This window comes from Streptomyces decoyicus, assembly GCF_019880305.1.
GTDB lineage: Bacteria > Actinomycetota > Actinomycetes > Streptomycetales > Streptomycetaceae > Streptomyces > Streptomyces decoyicus.
Genome location: NZ_CP082301.1, coordinates 5,748,065 through 5,764,810 on the forward strand (window position 1 = coordinate 5,748,065; position 16,746 = coordinate 5,764,810).

Annotated in this window: 18 protein-coding genes; 11 read left to right on the forward strand and 7 right to left on the reverse strand. The window is 70.9% G+C overall.

What is annotated here, in order from left to right; genetic code table 11:
- The first annotated feature begins 10 nt into the window (after positions 1-10).
- On the forward strand, positions 11-970 hold the full coding sequence (gene meaB, locus K7C20_RS25470; protein WP_030981966.1) for a methylmalonyl Co-A mutase-associated GTPase MeaB: 960 nt from the start codon (positions 11-13) through the stop codon (positions 968-970).
- Between the two features lie 896 nt (positions 971-1,866).
- Here meaB and K7C20_RS25475 read toward each other — a convergent pair.
- The gene (locus K7C20_RS25475; protein WP_030080128.1) at positions 1,867-2,571 is read right to left on the reverse strand and encodes a PepSY domain-containing protein; all 705 of its coding nucleotides are present in this window, start codon (positions 2,569-2,571) and stop codon (positions 1,867-1,869) included.
- Between the two features lie 110 nt (positions 2,572-2,681).
- Between K7C20_RS25475 and K7C20_RS25480 the strand changes: the two genes are divergently transcribed.
- A complete protein-coding gene (locus K7C20_RS25480) occupies positions 2,682-3,398 on the forward strand; it encodes a response regulator transcription factor (protein WP_048829281.1) in 717 nt (238 codons plus the stop codon).
- Positions 3,391-4,815: a sensor histidine kinase gene (locus K7C20_RS25485; RefSeq protein ID WP_209444012.1), complete on the forward strand. Its 1,425-nt coding sequence runs from the start codon at positions 3,391-3,393 to the stop codon at positions 4,813-4,815. The genes K7C20_RS25480 and K7C20_RS25485 overlap by 8 nt, the downstream gene beginning before the upstream one ends.
- Before the next feature lie 58 nt (positions 4,816-4,873).
- Here the strand turns inward: K7C20_RS25485 and K7C20_RS25490 are convergent, their stop codons facing one another.
- The 4 genes from K7C20_RS25490 to K7C20_RS25505 all read right to left on the reverse strand — a co-directional run bounded on the left by K7C20_RS25490 (position 4,874) and on the right by K7C20_RS25505 (position 7,523).
- Positions 4,874-5,350: a MarR family winged helix-turn-helix transcriptional regulator gene (locus tag K7C20_RS25490; protein ID WP_030080133.1), complete on the reverse strand. Its 477-nt coding sequence runs from the start codon at positions 5,348-5,350 to the stop codon at positions 4,874-4,876.
- Positions 5,351-5,464: 114 nt separating this feature from the next.
- Positions 5,465-6,238 carry an AIM24 family protein gene (locus tag K7C20_RS25495; protein WP_030080135.1) on the reverse strand — a complete coding sequence of 258 codons (774 nt, stop codon included), beginning with the start codon at positions 6,236-6,238 and terminating at the stop codon, positions 5,465-5,467.
- A complete protein-coding gene (locus K7C20_RS25500) occupies positions 6,235-6,885 on the reverse strand; it encodes an AIM24 family protein (protein WP_030080136.1) in 651 nt (216 codons plus the stop codon). The genes K7C20_RS25495 and K7C20_RS25500 overlap by 4 nt, the downstream gene beginning before the upstream one ends.
- Positions 6,885-7,523 carry an AIM24 family protein gene (locus K7C20_RS25505; protein ID WP_037838644.1) on the reverse strand — a complete coding sequence of 213 codons (639 nt, stop codon included), beginning with the start codon at positions 7,521-7,523 and terminating at the stop codon, positions 6,885-6,887. The genes K7C20_RS25500 and K7C20_RS25505 overlap by 1 nt, the downstream gene beginning before the upstream one ends.
- Positions 7,524-7,736: 213 nt before the next feature.
- Here K7C20_RS25505 and K7C20_RS25510 point away from each other — a divergent pair, with 213 nt between their 5' ends.
- Both K7C20_RS25510 and K7C20_RS25515 read left to right on the forward strand, forming a co-directional pair.
- Complete coding sequence (locus K7C20_RS25510; protein WP_030080138.1) at positions 7,737-8,087, forward strand: DUF3817 domain-containing protein; 351 nt, start codon at positions 7,737-7,739, stop codon at positions 8,085-8,087.
- Complete coding sequence (locus tag K7C20_RS25515; protein WP_030080140.1) at positions 8,084-8,395, forward strand: MTH1187 family thiamine-binding protein; 312 nt, start codon at positions 8,084-8,086, stop codon at positions 8,393-8,395. Before K7C20_RS25510 ends, K7C20_RS25515 begins: the two co-directional genes overlap by 4 nt.
- Before the next feature lie 101 nt (positions 8,396-8,496).
- On the opposite strand, the gene K7C20_RS25520 is transcribed toward K7C20_RS25515, so the two are convergent.
- A complete protein-coding gene (locus tag K7C20_RS25520; protein WP_053210111.1) occupies positions 8,497-9,477 on the reverse strand; it encodes an ArsR/SmtB family transcription factor in 981 nt (326 codons plus the stop codon).
- 84 nt (positions 9,478-9,561) lie between these two features.
- On the opposite strand from K7C20_RS25520, the gene K7C20_RS25525 reads away from it, so the two are divergent.
- The 4 genes from K7C20_RS25525 (at position 9,562) to K7C20_RS25540 (ending at position 13,858) form a co-directional block, all read left to right on the forward strand.
- Complete coding sequence (locus K7C20_RS25525; protein ID WP_030080142.1) at positions 9,562-11,013, forward strand: MFS transporter; 1,452 nt, start codon at positions 9,562-9,564, stop codon at positions 11,011-11,013.
- A gap of 43 nt (positions 11,014-11,056) precedes the next feature.
- A complete protein-coding gene (locus K7C20_RS25530; RefSeq protein WP_030080143.1) occupies positions 11,057-11,566 on the forward strand; it encodes a MarR family winged helix-turn-helix transcriptional regulator in 510 nt (169 codons plus the stop codon).
- A gap of 63 nt (positions 11,567-11,629) precedes the next feature.
- Positions 11,630-11,962 carry a DUF3817 domain-containing protein gene (locus tag K7C20_RS25535; protein WP_030080144.1) on the forward strand — a complete coding sequence of 111 codons (333 nt, stop codon included), beginning with the start codon at positions 11,630-11,632 and terminating at the stop codon, positions 11,960-11,962.
- A gap of 195 nt (positions 11,963-12,157) precedes the next feature.
- Positions 12,158-13,858 (forward strand): acyl-CoA mutase large subunit family protein, encoded by a 1,701-nt coding sequence (locus K7C20_RS25540; RefSeq protein WP_030080145.1) that lies wholly within the window; start codon positions 12,158-12,160, stop codon positions 13,856-13,858.
- Between the two features lie 61 nt (positions 13,859-13,919).
- On the opposite strand, the gene K7C20_RS25545 is transcribed toward K7C20_RS25540, so the two are convergent.
- A complete protein-coding gene (locus K7C20_RS25545) occupies positions 13,920-14,579 on the reverse strand; it encodes a hypothetical protein (protein WP_030080153.1) in 660 nt (219 codons plus the stop codon).
- A gap of 545 nt (positions 14,580-15,124) precedes the next feature.
- Between K7C20_RS25545 and K7C20_RS25550 the strand changes: the two genes are divergently transcribed.
- Both K7C20_RS25550 and K7C20_RS25555 read left to right on the forward strand, forming a co-directional pair.
- Positions 15,125-15,463: a hypothetical protein gene (locus tag K7C20_RS25550; protein ID WP_030080155.1), complete on the forward strand. Its 339-nt coding sequence runs from the start codon at positions 15,125-15,127 to the stop codon at positions 15,461-15,463.
- 80 nt (positions 15,464-15,543) lie between these two features.
- Complete coding sequence (locus K7C20_RS25555; RefSeq protein WP_053210113.1) at positions 15,544-16,719, forward strand: WXG100-like domain-containing protein; 1,176 nt, start codon at positions 15,544-15,546, stop codon at positions 16,717-16,719.
- Positions 16,720-16,746: the final 27 nt, after the last annotated feature.

Here is a 16,746-nt window from a genome sequence, read left to right on the forward strand (position 1 = left end):
CCGAGCAGCGATGGTGGACGTCCCACAGCTGGTGGAGCAGGCACGGCAGGGCCGGCCGAGGGCCGTGGCGCGGCTGATCTCTCTCGTGGAGGGGGCGTCACCGGAGCTGCGCGAGGTGATGGCGGCCCTGGCGCCGCTCACCGGCAACGCCTATGTGGTCGGGCTCACCGGCTCGCCCGGCGTCGGGAAGTCCACCACCACCTCCGCGCTGGTGACGGCGTACCGCAAGACGGGCAAACGGGTCGGCGTGCTCGCCGTCGACCCGTCGTCGCCGTTCTCCGGGGGCGCGCTCCTCGGCGACCGCGTACGGATGAGCGAGCACGCCTCTGATCCCGGCGTCTACATCCGCTCGATGGCCACCCGGGGCCATCTGGGCGGCCTGGCATGGGCCGCGCCACAGGCGATCCGGGTGCTGGACGCGGCGGGCTGCGACGTGGTCCTCGTCGAGACGGTCGGTGTCGGCCAGTCCGAGGTGGAGATCGCGTCCCAGGCCGATACGAGCGTGGTGCTGCTCGCGCCCGGTATGGGTGACGGGATCCAGGCGGCCAAGGCCGGAATCCTGGAGATCGGCGACGTCTACGTCGTCAACAAGGCGGACCGCGACGGGGCCGACGCCACCGCCCGCGAGCTCAACCACATGCTGGGGCTGGGCGAGTCCCGGACGCCCGGTGACTGGCGGCCGCCGATCGTCAAGACGGTGGCGGCACGCGGCGAGGGCGTCGACGAGGTCGTCGAGGCGCTGGAGAAGCACCGGGCCTGGATGGAGGAGCGCGGCGTCCTTGCCGAGCGGCGCCGCTCCCGCGCGGCCCACGAGGTCGAGACGATCGCGGTCACGGCGCTGCGGGAACGGATCGGGGACCTGCGGGGGGACCGGCGCCTGGACGCGCTGGCCGAGCGCATCGTCTCGGGCGAGACGGATCCGTACCGGGCGGCCGATGAGTTGGTCGACGGGTTGACGAACGGGGACTGAGGGGGCCGCGGGGCGGCCGGTTCTTCCGCGAGGTGCCGTCCGTTTGGCTGCGGCTGCGGCTGTGTCGTGGCTGGTCGCGCAGTTCCCCGCGCCCCTGGGTGGCGTGGCCGAACCGTCTCCGGATTCCCCTTGTGCCGGTGGGGGCCGGCGGCTTTCGGGGTTCGTGGTTGCCGCGGGGGCCGGAGGGGACGCACCGGGGCCCGTCCTCGGCGCGGGCGCATCTGGTACGCGGAGTTGATCGCCCCGGCGTGTGCTCCGGTCCTGCGGGCGGTCCCCGGTACATCCCCTCCGGCCTACGCCCGTTCCCGGCTGCGGGCCGGTGGCACGGTCCGTCACCGATCGCACGCGTCGGCGTCGGCCAAGCCTCCCCCGGGGCGGGGCGGCCCGCATGACGACTTGGCCGGGTGGCCAATAACCTGCGGCATGCCCGGCTGTGCCCTGCCAAGTGCTGCTGTGGTTCGTACCTGCTGGCTGTTGCGCAGTGTCCTGCCAAGGGGTAAGTGCTCGGGGCCGTAACGGTCATCGGTACGGCGGGGCGGCCGCCAACATGCGGCGGTCGGAGGGGATGTCCGGTGCACCGCCCGCAGGACCGGAGCGAACGCCGGGGTGCCTTCTGTACGTACCAGAGGCGCCGGCGCCGAGGCGGGGTACCGGGCGTCCCCTCCGGCCCGCCACCCGCAGGGCGTGGGCGAGACAGCCTCAGCCACAGGCAACGCGCACCGATCCACGCCGCGAGCCGACCCCGGGTCCGGCCTCAGCCACAGGCCAACGCGCACCCGTCCCGGCCGCGAGGCGACCATGTGCCCTCCCTGAGCCCCCGACGACCGCAACGCCACGGCAACGGCCCCCGCCCACAGCGGCGTGGGCGGGGGCCGTCGGGCGAGCGGAGTCGGGTGTCAGTCGTCCGACCCGTCGTTGTCGTCGTCGTCCGCGTCGTGCGCCGGGGCGGCGCTCAGCTTGCCGGACTGGGTGTCGACCAGGAACGTGTGCTCCTTGCCGTCCTTCGTGATCGTCTCGACCTCCCAGGCGGCCTGCGTCCCGTGCTCGTCGTCCAGTTCGACGGAGGTCACCTTGCCGTGCGAGGCGGCGGTGCGCGCGGCGGCCGCGGCGTCGGTCTTGGCGTTCCTGGCGGCGGCCCGCTCCTGGGCGTCGTCGTCATCCCCGCGGTCGACGTGCTGGTTGAGTACCCGCCCGTTGCCCGCGTCGAGGGTGATCTCGTGCCACGTGCCGTCCTCGCCCAGCACGTCCGCGTCCCAGACCAGGCCGGGGCGGTCCGCGTCCAGGTCGAGAGAGGTCACGGTGCCGGGGACGGCCTTGCGGGCGGCGGCCGCGGCGTCCGGCGCGGTCACCTTGGCGGCGTTGGCCTCGCGCAGGTCCTGCCCGCCGTTCGCGTCGTCGTCCTGCATGGGGATGCTGGAGCGGCCGTCCTGCACCTGGGCGGTGCCGGAGCTCGCGTCGTGGGCGGCCGGCTGCGCCGAGAGCTGCTTGCCGGAGGCGGCATCGGCGGAGCCGGCGTCGCTGCTGACCGCGGCGGCGGTGACCGTGCCGCCTGCGATGAGGGCGGCCGCGGCGGCGGTGGCGATGACGAGATGGCGCTTCATGGGTGTTTCTCCCTTGCGATCGGCTGTGCCCACACACTGGCCGAACGAAGCTGAAGGGACCCTGAAGGCACCTGAAGGGGGCTTCAGCTGCGGAATGGCATGGTGGGCGCATGCACCCGCACGTCACTCACCACCGTCCTGGGCGGGGCGTCGCGCGCCGTCCCTTCCGTCTCCTGATCGTGGAGGACGAGAAGCGGCTGGCCCTGTCGCTGGCCAAGGGCCTGATGGCCGAGGGGTACGCGGTCGACGTGGTGCACGACGGTCTGGAGGGCCTGCGCCTGGCGACCGAGGAGGGCTATGACCTGATCGTGCTCGACATCATGCTGCCGGGGATGAACGGCTACCGCGTGTGCGGGGCGCTGCGGGCCGCCGGCCATGACGTGCCGGTGCTGATGCTGACCGCCAAGGACGGCGAGTACGACGAGGCCGAGGGGCTGGACACCGGCGCCGACGACTATCTGACCAAGCCGTTCTCGTATGTGGTGCTGGTGGCGCGGGTGAAGGCGCTGCTGCGGCGGCACGGCCGGAGTGCGCAGCCGGTGCTGCGGGTGGGGGCGCTGGTCGTCGACCAGGGTGCGCAGCGGGTCGAGCGGGGCGGCCGCGAAGTGACGCTGACGGCGAAGGAGTTCGCCGTGCTGGAACAGCTGGCGCTGCGGGCGGGCGAGGTGGTCTCGAAGGCGGAGATCCTGGAGCACGTCTGGGACTTCGCCTACGAGGGCGATGTCAACATCATCGAGGTGTATGTGAGCGCACTGCGGCGCAAACTGGGCGCGGGGCACATCGTGACGGTGCGCGGTGCGGGATACCGGCTGGTGTCCGGTGAGTAGGGTGCTGGGCTCCGTACGGGCCAGGGCGGCGGCCGGGGCGACCGTCGTGGTGGCGCTGGCGCTGATCGCGGCGGGGACGGCGGTGCTGCTGGTGCTGAGCAGCCATCTTCAGGACCAGGCCGGGCTTCAGGCCCAGGTCGCGGCGCGGGAGGTGGCCTCGCAGATCGCGACGGGCAAGGCGTACGACAAGCTGGATCTGCCGGACGGTGACGACCATCCGGTGGTGGTCGCCGATGACCGGGGGCGGGTGCTGGCGGCCGGCGACGAGGTGCGGGCCGTCGAAGGCAAGCCCGTCGACCGCGCGAAGCAGGGGGCGGGGAGCGCCGGGCCGCGTGGGCCGGGGGACGACGACGATGACGACGATGACGACACGGTGCAGCTGAAGCCCGGTGAGGTCGAGGACGACGTCGACTACCGGGACGGGACGGCGAATGTCGACGGGACGGTGTCCGACTACCGGTTCGCGGTGCTGGAGGCCAAGGACACCCACGGCGCGCAGGTGACGGTGCGGGCGGGGTCGGCGCTGACGCCGGAGCAGGACGCCGTGGGGTCGGTGCGGACGGCCATGCTGATCGGGCTGCCGCTGCTGCTCGTGGTGGTGGCGGGGGTGACCTGGCTGGTGACCCGGCGGGCGCTGCGGCCGGTGGAGGGGATCCGCGGGGAGATGGCCGCGATCACCGCGAGTACGGATCTGAGCCGGCGGGTGCCGGTGCCGTCGTCGCAGGACGAGGTCGGCCGGCTGGCGCGGACGACCAACGAGACGCTTGCGGCGCTGGAGTCGTCCGTGGAGCGGCAGCGGCGGTTCGTCGCGGACGCCTCGCACGAGCTGCGCAGCCCGATCGCGAGTCTGCGCACCCAGCTCGAGGTGGGGGTGGCACACCCGGAGCTGCTGGATGTGCCGGGCGCGGTGGAGGACACCGTGCGGTTGCAGCGGCTGGCGGCGGACCTGCTGTTGCTGGCCCGGCTGGATGCGGGGGAGCGGCCGGCGGAGGCCCGGGTCGGTCTGGCGGCGATGGTGCGCGAGGAGAGCTCGCAGCGGGTCGCGGACCGGGTCCCGGTGCAGATCGGTGAGCTGGCGGGCGGGGAAGTCGCCGGGTCCCGCAGTCAGTTGGGGCGGGTGCTGGGGAATCTGCTCGACAACGCGCAGCGGCATGCTGTCTCGTCCGTGCGGGTGGCCGTGGCGCGGGACGGGGAGTGGGTGGTGCTGCGGGTCGAGGACGACGGGCCCGGGGTGCCGGAGAGCGAGCGGGAGCGGATCTTCGAGCGGTTCGTACGGCTCGATGACGCGCGGACGCGGGACGACGGCGGGGCCGGGCTGGGGCTGGCCATCGCACGGGACGTCGCGGAGCGGCACGGCGGCTCGCTGGCCGTGCGTGCGGGGTCGGTGTTCGAGCTGCGGCTGCCGGTGGCCGGTTGATCCCCCGCGGCCCCGGGCCGCGGGGCCTCGGCCCGGTCAGGGGGCCGAGGCCGGGCGGTCAGAGGCCGCCACGCTCCTTGCGGAGGTGCTCGGCGACCGGGGTGAGCGAGGTGCGCAGCGCCTGGAGGTCCTCGGTGGTGAACAGGTCGATGAAGTGCTTGCGGACCGAGGCGACATGGTGCGGGGCTACCCGGCGCATGGTGTCCCACCCCTCGTCCGTGAGCACCGCGTAGAGGCCCCGGCGGTCCGACTCGCAGCTCTCACGGCGCACCAGACCGGCGTTCTCCATCCGGGTGATCTGGTGGGAGAGGCGGCTCTTGGACTGGAGGGTGCTGGCCGCCAGGTCGCTCATCCGCAGCCTTCGGTCCTCGGCCTCGGAGAGGTTGACCAGGATCTCGTAGTCGTTGTTCGTCAGGCCGAACGGCTGGAGATCGCGCTCGAGTTGGTGCATCAGCAGTCTGCTGACGTCCAGGTGGGTGCGCCAGGCACACTGCTCCTGGTCGGTCAGCCAGGGGGTGTCGCTGTCGGTCGTCATGGAATGATTCTACCCGTGAAAGTTGAATAATGAATTAATCGTGGGGGCGGTGACGGTACCGGCGGGGGCCGGACGTTGGTCAGACGTTCGAGGTCACCGTCCGCAGACTACCGCTCACAGCCCGAAGCGGCGCTGGAGGCTCCCGAGGTTGCCGGGTAGCTGGGGCAGTTGTGAGCCACTTTGCGGGACGTGTCCGCCCCCGCCCGGAACGCCCGCCTCGGTGGGTACCGCCCCGGTTTCCAGCTCCGGCATCAGCTGCTCCGTCGACTGGAGCAGGACCGTGCCGGCGCCGACGAACTCGAACTGGTGCTCCTCGCCGGAGGCGCCGCCGATTCCGGTGTGCGCCCGCAGTCCGCCGAGGAATCCCCGCAGGTACTGATGGTCGTAGTGATGGCACGGGGAGGGGCAGTCGGCCCAGCCGACGAGCGCCTGCGGGTCCACCCGGAGCGGCGGCTCCATGAAGACCACCGGGCCGTTGGACGCGGCCACGAACTTGCCCGTCCCGATGAGGGTGAGAAAGCCCGGGACGATCGACTGTTTCAGCGCGAGAGATGGCTGAAATGCGAGCAGGTTGCCCGCGCGAATCGTGAGGTTGCCCTCGTCCAGGTCGAAGAAGTTCACGTCGAAGGCACGGTCCGCGAGCAGCATCTTTCCCCGGCCCTCGGCGACGACCCAGTCCGCGGCGTGCAATGGCGAATGGAAACTTCCGGCGACCAGGCGGTCCAGGCGGCCGTGCCCGATGCCGTGGAAGTCGATCTGCCCGTAGTAGGCGATCATCTTCCCCTTCTGGAGGAACCACTGGCCGTTCAGTTCGACGCTGAAGGCGTACGCGTTGACGTTGTCGTCGGCGGGGAGCGAAGAGACGTCGTGGACGACGGGACCGGTCACAGCTTTTCCTCCGACGCCTGTACGTAGACGGTGCCTTGGCCCGACAGCTCCAGCTGGAAGGCCTCGCCCGAGCCCCGGCCGACCATGTCGCGCCAGCCCAGTGCCGTGGACAGTTTGTTGCGGACGTCGCCGCGGTGGGCGACATAGGCCTGCGGGTCGACATGGACCGGGCGCTGGGGTGTGATCGGCAGCTCGATGACGCCGCCGTGCGCCATCACCGCGGCCGAGCCGACGCCCTTGAGGGTCGTGGTGAACAGGCCCTGGCCGGTGACCTGGCCGCGCACCATGCCCATCACCCCGCCCTGCGAGCCCATGAACATCGTGCCCTGCTGGAGTGCGCCGTCGAAGGCCAGCAGGCGGTCGGCCTCGACATGGAGCGTCTCGCCCGTGAGGTCGACGACCTGGACGTGATGGCCGCCGTGGCCGAACATGACGGTCCCTGTGCCCTCGACGGTCATCAGGGGCGTGGCCTCGCCGGCGATCCGGCGGCCGATCATCGAGCCGACACCGCCCTGGCCGCCCTGGATGTTGGGGGTGAAGCTGACCTCGCCGCGGTAGGCGAGCATCGCGCCGCGCTGGCTGAACAGCCGCTGGCCCGGCCCGATCCTGGCCTCCACCATGCGGGAGTTGAGGACGGTGAACGGCATCAGACCTCACCTCCCACGGTGTTGCGCTCGCTGGGCTGTACGTAGACCAGGCCCTCGCCCTCGAAGCGGATCTGGAAGGCCTCGCCGGAGCCCTCACCGATGAAGGTGCGGAAGTTCACCCCGGACTGGAAGTGCTGCTTGAGGTCGCCGGTATGGGCGACATAGGCGCCCGGGTCGACCTGGAGGGGGTACTGCTTGGTGACCCGCAGCACCACCGCGGGGCCGTGGGACGTGATCGCCGCCTGGCCGCTGCCCTCGACGGTGGTGGTGAACAGGCCGTTGCCCTGGGAGGCGCCGCGCAGGCCGGTGAAGGTCGTGCCCGTACGCAGCGCGGCGTCCGTGCACAGCAGATTGCTGGCCTCGACGTACAGCTTCTCGCCCTGCAACTGCACCAAGTTGATCTCGCTGGCGCGATCGGCGAAGTAGCAGGTGCCGTGGCCCTTCACCTCCATCACGGCCATCTGCTCACCCGTGAGCCGCCGGGTCACCATGCCGCGCAGGCCCTCACCGCCGCCGGACATCTTCTTGAATGCCATCTGGCCGTCGTACGCGACCATCGCACCGTTTTTCGCCTTGACGGCGTCGCCGGTCATGTCGACGGCGAGCACCTTGCTCCCCTGGAGCCGAAACTGAGCCACGGGTCAGACGGTAGTCGGCCGCGGCCGCGCAGGGCAGGCCCTTTGGCCCTGATATCGCCCTGATCCCGCCCTGATCTCTCGCGGGCACCTGCCCGTCCCGGCCCCTTGCCTCCCCCCGGCGCCGAGATCGCCGAGGCGGCTGTAACAATGGGGCCGAGCTTGTGAACTCTTGCACAAGCCGTGCTCCTCGCCCGCCACCCGAACGAGGTTCCCGTGGACATCAAGACCGCCGCCGCCCTGCACCGACTGCGCCTGGCCTCCATCCCGGAGGCGATTTCCTTCCCGGCGCTGCTGATCTTCGGCACCGGCTTCCGCCTGGCCTTCGACTACGACTCCCTGGTGATGCCGCTCGGCCTGATCCACGGCCTGCTCTTCATCACCTACGTGGTGCTGCTGCTGGACGTGTGGAACCGCACGAAGTGGCCCGTCAAGCGCGTCGCCTTCTTCTTCGTGCTGGCGGTCCTGCCGTTCGGCGGCCTCTTCGGGGACAAGATCCTCAAGCGTGAGGAGGAGGCGGGCGTGATCGCGGCCCGCGCCCGCAAGGAAGGTGTCCTGAACACATGATCGTCGCCTTCTCCGTGAGCCCCCTGGGCGTCGGCGAGGACGTCGGCGCGTACGTCGCCGACGCGGTCCGGGTCGTCCGCGAGTCGGGGCTGCCGCACCGCACGGACGCGATGTTCACCTCCATCGAAGGTGAATGGGACGAGGTCATGGACGTCGTCAAGCGCGCGGTGGCGGCCGTCGAGGCGCGCGCCGGGCGGGTCTCCCTGGTGCTCAAGGCCGACATCCGGCCCGGCGTCACGGACGGCCTGACCTCGAAGGTGGAGACCGTGGAGCGGTATCTCGCCGAGGGCGGCACCGGCCGGTCCTGAGCGAGCGCCGGATACCGCGAGCGAGCCCCGGCGTATCCCTGAGCGAGCCCCGGGACGTCCCCGAGCAAGCCCCGGGACGTCCCTGAGCGCCCGTCCGGGCCTCACCCGCCCGCCGCCAGGGTGATCCCCAGCGGAGTGCGCTCGTACAGCACCTGATGTCCGTGCCGGCGCGAGGCCAGCAGACCGGCGTCGCGCAGCACGGACAGATGCACCGAGACGGAGGACGGCGCCAGGCCGAGCCGGTGGGCCAGGGCCGTCGTGGTCGACGGCGCGTCGAGGGCGGCCAGTACGGCGGCGCGGTTCGCCCCCAGCAGCCGCGCCAGCGCCGGGCCCGTCTGCGGCTCGGTCCACAGCCCGCCGATGCCGCGCGCCGGATAGATGACGGTCGGCTGCCAGGGCGGTTCGAAACCGCTGACCACGTCCGGCCACACGAAGACGCTGGGCAGCAGCAGCACCCCGCGGCCGTCCAGATCCTGCATCCGGGCGACGTCGGTACGGGTGCGGACGGTGAGCGTGTCGCCCGACCACGACACCCGCGGATGCAGATCGGCGAACAGCCGCTGGAGCCCGCCGTCCGCCAACTGGCGCGACCGGTAGGCGATCTCGGCCTCCAGCAGTGCCCGCAGCCGCGGCCAGTCCGGGGCGATCAGCACCCGCCAGGCCCGTTCGGTGACCTCGGCCAGCTCGCGTACGGCCCGCGCCGGGTCCGCCAGCGCCGCCCGGCCGCGCGCCGACTGTGCGGCACCCGGCGTACCGGCCAGCGACTTGGCCATCTCGGCGCGGGCCAGGGCCGGGTCGGTGGCGCGCAGCCGCGCCAGCTCGTCGTCGAAGCCGGCCAGCGGGGTGTCCGGCGGGCGGCCCAGGAAGTCGGGGGTGTAGCCCGACGACGGCATGAACAGCCACAGCGGCGTCAGGTCCAGGCCGGCCAGCGTCTCGCGCATCCGGCGCAGCCACGGCGTGTGATAGCCGTGCCGGTCCGCGCGGCGCAGGGTGCGTACGGCCTCATGGGTCTCGCACAGTGCCGAGACGGCGAACCGGATGCGGAGCAGGTCGTCGGCGCCGAAGTGCAGGTTCACCGGCATGGCCGTGCACGCTCCCCCCCGGCCCGGGATTCGGCTGGAGCCGAAAGAATACGGGGCGGGAGCGGGGTCCGGCAGGCTGCGAGCATGCCCTCCCCCTCCGGGCCCGCGCCGTCGGGCCGTCCTCCCGCCTGCCCCGAAGAGGGCGCCGCCGCCTGCGCCGAGCCGTCCGCCTGCGCCGAGCCGTCCGCCGGTGCCGGACCGTCCGCCGACGCCGGACCGTCCGCCGGCGAGGTCCGCGCCGACGGCTATCGCGCCGTGTTCGCGGTCCCGGAGTTCCGGTTCGTCTTCGCCGCGCATCTGCTGTCCTCGCTCGGCGTGGTGGTCTGCGAGATCGCATTGACCGTCCTCGTCTTCAGGCTCACCGCGTCGCCGCTGATGAGCGCCCTGACCTTTGCGCTGGGACTGCTGCCGTACGTGCTCGGCGGGACGCTGCTGTCCGCCGTCGCCGACCGCTGTCCGGCCCGGCGGGTGCTGGTCCTCTGCGATGTGCTGTGTGCGCTGGCGGCGGCGGGAATGGTGCTGCCGGGCACGCCGGTCGCGGTCCTGCTGGTGCTGCGCTGTGTGATCGCGGCCATCGCGCCGGTCTTCGCCGGGACCCGGGCCGCGACGCTGGGAGAGATCCTCGGCGGGGGAGAGCTGTTCGTGCTGGGGCGCTCGGTGATCCGCATCGTGAACCAGAGCGCACAGCTCGCCGGCTTCGCGGCGGGGGGCCTGCTGCTCGCCGTGGTGTCCCCGGCGGCGGTGCTCGCGCTCACCGCCGGTACGTTCCTCGGCTCGGCGCTGCTGCTGCGGCTGGGGACCCTGGCGCGGCCGGCGCGTGACGGGGCACGGGGCGAGGGGCGCGGTGCGCTGCTGGGGGCCTCGCTGGGCGGGGTGCGGCGGCTGCTGGCCGACCGCCGGGTACGGGCGCTGCTGTTGCTGACCTGGCTGCCGCCGGCGTTCGTCGTCGTCCCCGAGGCGCTGCTGATCCCCTATGCCGACGGGCTGGGCGTCGGGCCCGCCGGTATGGGGCTGCTGATGTGCAGCATGCCCGTCGGGGCGGTGGCCGCCGAGAGCCTGGCGGGCTCGTTCCTCGGCCCGCGGGCCCGTACCCGGCTGACGTTCCCCATGGGCGTCTTCGCCGTACTGCCCTCGCTCGGCTTCGCCGCGCAGCCCTCGCTCGGCTGGGCGGTGCTGCTGCTCGTGCTGACCGGTACCGGGATCTCGTACAACTTCGGTGTCGACCGCTGGTTCGTCGCCGCGGTCCCCGGCGCGCTGCTGGGGCAGGCGATGACGGTGATGCAGGCGGGCCGGATGACGGTCATGGGATCGGCGATGGGGCTGGCCGGCGCCGCCGCGGAGTACGCACCGCTGCGGGTCGTGATGCCGGCCGCCGGGGTGGTGGGGGCGGTCTGCGTACTCGCGGTGATCCGGGAGGTGCGGCGTACGGCGCCGGGGTGGCCGGCGGGAGCGGCCGGGGCGGCCGCCGGAGCGGTGCGGGACCCGGCCGGTCCGGTGCGGGACCCGGCCGGCCCGGTCCCCGGTACCGAAAACTGAGACACGGCTGACCACCATATGACCGCCGGGTAGGGTCGGACGCGTGCCGAAGCCGCTCAGCCTTGCTTTCGATCCCATCGCGCGTGCCGACGAACTGTGGCAGCAGCGCTGGGGCGCCGTGCCCTCGATGGCCGCCATCACCTCGATCATGCGCGCCCATCAGATCCTGCTGGCCGAGGTGGACGCGGTGGTCAAGCCGTACGGACTGACCTTCGCCCGCTACGAGGCGCTGGTGCTGCTGACCTTCTCCAAGGCCGGTGAACTGCCGATGTCGAAGATCGGCGAGCGGCTGATGGTGCACCCGACCTCGGTGACCAACACCGTCGACCGGCTGGTGAAGTCGGGTCTCGTCGCCAAGCGGCCGAACCCGAACGACGGGCGGGGCACGCTCGCCACCATCACGGAGAAGGGCCGCGAGGTGTGTGACAGTGCGACCCGCGATCTGATGGCGATGGACTTCGGGCTCGGGGCGTACGACGCCGAGGAGTGCGGGGAGATCTTCGCGATGCTGCGGCCGCTGCGGGTGGCGGCGGAGGATTTCCAGGACGAGTAGCGAGCCCGGCGTTGGCGGGGGGGCGGCGAAGATCGCCCCGGAACGGGTGGTTACGCTCGGGGCATGAAGCGAAGCGTCCTGACCCGCTACCGGGCGATGGCCTACATCACCGCCGTGATGCTGCTGGTGCTCTGCACGTGCATGGTTTTCAAGTACGGCTTCGGGATGGGCAAGGACCTCACCCTCGTCGTCTCGCAGATCCACGGCGTGCTCTACATCATCTACCTGGTCTTCGCCTTCGACCTGGGCTCCAAGGCCAAGTGGAAGTTCGGCAAGCTGCTCTGGGTGCTGGTCTCGGGCACGATCCCCACCGCTGCGTTCTTCGTGGAGCGCCAGGTGGTGCGCGAGGTCGAGCCGCTGATCACCGATGACGCTCCGGAGCCGGTGAAGGCCTGACGCCAACCGGACCGCCCCCTCGGCGCGGTCCGACGGCACCCCTGCCGGCCTCCTCCGACGCGCCTGTCCCTGCACGGGACGGGCGCGTTTTCGCCGGCCGGCAGCCATTACGGATGGTGACCGAGGTGATGCGTATCGCGACTCACACCCCTCTCCCGTCGACAAGTACTAGGACGTCCAAGTAAATTCGAAGGTATGAACGCTGACGCGATCGATGAGGGCCGCCGCCGCTGGCAGGCTCGGTACGACTCCGCCCGGAAGCGGGACGCGGACTTCACCACGCTCTCGGGAGATCCCGTCGAGCCGGCGTACGGGCCCCGGCCCGGGGACTCGGTCGAGGGCTTCGAGCGGATCGGGTGGCCGGGTGAGTTCCCCTTCACGCGGGGCCTGTATCCGACCGGCTACCGCGGGCGGACGTGGACGATCCGCCAGTTCGCCGGTTTCGGCAATGCCGAGCAGACCAACGAGCGCTACAAGATGATCCTGAAGGCGGGCGGCGGCGGCCTCTCCGTCGCCTTCGACATGCCCACCCTGATGGGCCGGGACTCCGACGACCCGCGCTCGCTGGGCGAGGTCGGGCACTGCGGTGTCGCCATCGACTCGGCGGCCGACATGGAGGTCCTGTTCCAGGACATTCCGCTGGGCGACGTCACGACGTCCATGACGATCAGCGGGCCCGCCGTCCCGGTCTTCTGCATGTATCTGGTGGCCGCCGAACGGCAGGGCATCGATCCGGGGGTCCTGAACGGCACGCTCCAGACGGACATCTTCAAGGAGTACATCGCGCAGAAGGAGTGGCTCTTCCAGCCCGAGCCGCATCTGCGTCTGATCGGCGACCTGATGGAGCACTGCGCGCGCGGCATCCCCGCGTACAAGCCGCTCTCGGTCTCCGGCTACCACATCCGCGAGGCGGGCGCGACGGCCGCCCAGGAGCTGGCGTACACGCTCGCCGACGGCTTCGGCTATGTGGAGCTGGGCCTCTCCCGTGGGCTGGACGTCGACACCTTCGCCCCCGGCCTGTCCTTCTTCTTCGACGCGCATCTGGACTTCTTCGAGGAGATCGCCAAATTCCGGGCCGCGCGCCGGATCTGGGCCCGCTGGATGCGGGACGTCTACGGCGCGACGAGCGACAAGGCGCAGTGGCTGCGCTTCCACACCCAGACCGCGGGTGTCTCGCTGACCGCCCAGCAGCCGTACAACAACGTCGTACGGACCGCCGTCGAGGCCCTGGCGGCCGTGCTCGGCGGCACGAACTCGCTGCACACCAACGCGCTGGACGAGACCCTCGCCCTGCCCAGTGAGCAGGCCGCGGAGATCGCGCTGCGCACCCAGCAGGTGCTGATGGAGGAGACCGGGGTCGCCAACGTCGCCGACCCGCTGGGCGGTTCGTGGTTCATCGAGTCGCTGACCGACCGGATCGAGGCGGACGCCGAGAAGATCTTCGACCAGATCAAGGAGCGCGGCAGGCGGGCGGTCCCGAACGGCGAGCACCCCATCGGCCCGATGACCTCCGGCATCCTGCGCGGCATCGAGGACGGCTGGTTCACCGGCGAGATCGCCGAATCCGCCTTCCAGTACCAGCAGGCGCTGGAGAAGGGCGACAAGAAGGTCGTCGGCGTCAACTGCCACCACGGCTCGGTCACCGGCGACCTGGAGATCCTGCGGGTCAGCCACGAGGTCGAGCGCGAGCAGGTGCGGGCGCTCGCGCAGCGCAAGGAGGCCCGTGACGACGCCCGGGTCCAGGCCTCGCTGAAGGCGATGCTGGAAGCCGCCCGGGACGGCGGCAACATGATCGAGCCGATGCTGGAGGCCGTACGGGCCGAGGCGACGCTCGGCGAGATCTGCGGAGTGCTGCGGGACGAGTGGGGGGTTTATACGGAGCCGGCGGGGTTCTGAGGCGAGGCGAGCCGGGGCTGCCCCGGTTGCGGGGCCGGCGGCGACTGCGCCGCCGGCCGGCTCAGCCGGATACGGGCAGGACGAGCCCGAGGACCGGGCTGACGACGACCACGCCGCCCAGGGCCACCGCCGCGGCGGTGAGCACGATCTTGCGGGTTCGCGTACCCGCGGTCGCGCGCCACTTCTCCTTCATGTGGCGGAACGTGCCGCCGGTTTCACCGAAGCCGGTGAGCCAGTCGAAGAGCAGGACGGGGAGCAGGAGAAGGAAGGCGAAGGCGGCCATGAAGTTCTTCGTGACTTCCCCGCGACTGGCGATGGTGTAGTCCGAATTCAGGAACCCGATCACGGAGTTGTCGCGCTGGGCCTGGGTCGGTACCCGGGCACGCGCGTCGTAGTCGGTATCGATGCCGTCCAGGGAAGCCTTGTCGTCCCTGACCTTCCCGTCGTCCGAACGGAAGCTTCCTTCGCAGTCGAACTCGTTGGACGGCGATTTGGAGTGCCGTGAGCTGGAACTGTGATGGACGAAGCAGTCCGTGACCGTGAACGTTCCGTGTATACCCGTCCGGCCTGCTGCGGTCAGCCCTTTCATGGCGAAGAGGGAACTGGCCAGCAGCACAATGACAAGGAGCGCCAGGTGGGCGCACAGCCCTCCGAATGACTTCTTGCCGGAGGCATGGGGGAGCGGGGGCATGACGAACTGTTGCCTTTCCTGGTCGTTCATGGAGCCATGGAGTCTGCTGCCCGGCAGTCCGGCGTGCAAGAGGCGTTGCACCGGATGCGAAACGGATCCTCAGGGTCCTCCCGCCCTGGTGGGCGCGGATGCCGAATACCGTACGCCATGCGCTTTATTCGATTCCTTGCCGTGCGGAATCGAGGCCGGGCCGATGGCGCGTCACCCCGGACTGACCTTGTGGAACTTCTCGGACGTGAATGTTCCGTGCGTGCCCACGGTGTCCGCCTCGTCCGGCCTGCTACCGGTGAAATCGCACTTGAGTGCCAGGACATGGGTGATGAAAGACAGGCGGCCATATCGGCCCGGAAATCGCTGTATAGCGGGCGCGAGGGGAGCGGGGCAGGCGGAACACCCGGCTTCCCGGTCGGTGACGGGGGCCTTGGGCTTGCTGTCCGGCAACCTGCCGCGAAAGCGGCGGTGCAGCGTACGTGAAAGGGATCTTCACGGTTCCGCCCCAGGGTCGCCTCGGGGGTTGGATACCGTACGTCGCGAGACTTATCCGATCCTTAAGCCGCGCAGATCGAGGGGGACCCATGGCAGGCTCCGGGTACGACGTGGATCCGGCCGTCCTCAAGACGCAGGGCGGTGTCTTCGAGGATATCGGCTCCGATTTCGGCGAGTCCGCCAAGAAGCTGAAGGCCACCCTCAAAGAAGCCGAGGAGTGGGGCAGCGATGAATTCGTGAAGATCTTCAATGACTTCTACAAGCCGGTGAGCGAGGGGATCGCCGAATCGATGCCGCACCTCGGTGAAGAGATCTCCAAGATCGGCAGCAAACTCCAGGCGATGGGTGCGCATTACGACTCCACCGAGCGGGAGCAGCACGATCACCTCGCCAAGTACGCGGCGCACCGCCCGAATATCGCGAATTGACGCCGAATCAGGCCGGCGCGCCCGTCCCGCATATGTCCCGCCCGTCAATGAACAAATGCTGCACCGGGGAGTAACACACCGTGGCCACCATCATGCTTCCTGTGGAGGTCGACTGGGTTCTCGATCTGCTGGGCTTCCAATGGCCCAATGTCGACGAGGACAAGATCCGGGATGCGGCCGAGGCCTGGAGCGACTTCGCCGCAGCCGTCCGCCAGTACCAACAGCAGGGCGTCACCGCCTCGAACACGGTGCACGGCGCCAACTCCGGTGAGGCGGTCGAGGCCTTCGGCAACCACTGGAAGAAGTTCGCGGGCGGCGACGGCTATCTCGATGATGTGGCCGACGCCGCCGAGGTGCTCGCGGTGGTGCTACAGGTCGTGGCCGCGCTCGTCATGGTGATGAAGATTGCGGTGATCGTGCAGCTCATCGCGCTGGCAATCGAGTTCGCCATGGCTCAGGCCGCCGCGCCGGTCACCCTCGGTGCCTCCGAGGCCGGGGCGGCCGCGGCCACGGCGACGACCAGGGTGATGATTCGCAAGATCCTCAACGAGGCGAAGACGAAGATCGTCCAGGCCGTCAAGGAGGCCCTGGAGAAGAAGGTGGTGAAGGGCGCCCGGGAGATTGCCGTGGACCTGGCCAAGGACCTCGGCAAGGACATGGCCAAGGGCGTCGGACAGAACCTCGTCTCACAGGGGATCCAGAACTACTTCGGGGCGCAGGACGGGTTCGAACCGAAGGACGCGGGCAAGGCCCTGCTCGACCCCCTCGCCGAGAAGGCCAAGGATGTCGGCAAGGTCGGCACGGGCGGCCTCCATATGGCCCAGGGCGTCGGCAAGGTCGCGCAGGGCGACTTCGCCGAGGGCGGCAAGCAGATCTGGGAGGGGGAGCAGGAGACCGCCGGGGGCATCAAGAGCGTCTACGACATCCGCCACAAGGACAAGGAAGCGGCGCCCGAGGGCGACGGGGCGGGTGACGGTGGCACGTCCGGAGACGGGACGGGTGACGGCGGCTCGTCCGGCGACGGTTCGGGCGCCTCCTCCGGAACCGGTACGACCTCGGCGTCCGACGGCGGTTCCGGCGGTGCGTCCGACGGGGGAAGCGGCGGCCCCGCGTCCTCCGGCGGCTCCGACGGCGCCGCGGCCGCGCCGGCGAGCGGGGCGCGGCCCCGGCTCTCGGACGGCATCCCCGACAACGAGGCACCCGGCTCGGACGACGGTCGGGACGAGGCCCGTCGCGTCCGCAACGCCTTCGGCTGACACCGGCCGGCGACGGCTGAGAGGAAC

Coding starts and splice junctions, on each gene's coding strand:
- K7C20_RS25475 (WP_030080128.1), bottom strand. CDS start 2,571: ATGAAGCGCCATCTCGTCATCGCCACCGCCGCCGCGGCCGCCCTCATC.
- K7C20_RS25500 (WP_030080136.1), bottom strand. CDS start 6,885: ATGCCGTTCACCGTCCTCAACTCCCGCATGGTGGAGGCCAGGATCGGG.
- K7C20_RS25550 (WP_030080155.1), top strand. CDS start 15,125: ATGGCAGGCTCCGGGTACGACGTGGATCCGGCCGTCCTCAAGACGCAG.
- K7C20_RS25520 (WP_053210111.1), bottom strand. CDS start 9,477: ATGCCGGTGAACCTGCACTTCGGCGCCGACGACCTGCTCCGCATCCGG.
- K7C20_RS25525 (WP_030080142.1), top strand. CDS start 9,562: ATGCCCTCCCCCTCCGGGCCCGCGCCGTCGGGCCGTCCTCCCGCCTGC.
- K7C20_RS25535 (WP_030080144.1), top strand. CDS start 11,630: ATGAAGCGAAGCGTCCTGACCCGCTACCGGGCGATGGCCTACATCACC.
- K7C20_RS25545 (WP_030080153.1), bottom strand. CDS start 14,579: ATGAACGACCAGGAAAGGCAACAGTTCGTCATGCCCCCGCTCCCCCAT.
- K7C20_RS25515 (WP_030080140.1), top strand. CDS start 8,084: ATGATCGTCGCCTTCTCCGTGAGCCCCCTGGGCGTCGGCGAGGACGTC.
- meaB (WP_030981966.1), top strand. CDS start 11: ATGGTGGACGTCCCACAGCTGGTGGAGCAGGCACGGCAGGGCCGGCCG.
- K7C20_RS25540 (WP_030080145.1), top strand. CDS start 12,158: ATGAACGCTGACGCGATCGATGAGGGCCGCCGCCGCTGGCAGGCTCGG.
- K7C20_RS25480 (WP_048829281.1), top strand. CDS start 2,682: ATGCACCCGCACGTCACTCACCACCGTCCTGGGCGGGGCGTCGCGCGC.
- K7C20_RS25490 (WP_030080133.1), bottom strand. CDS start 5,350: ATGACGACCGACAGCGACACCCCCTGGCTGACCGACCAGGAGCAGTGT.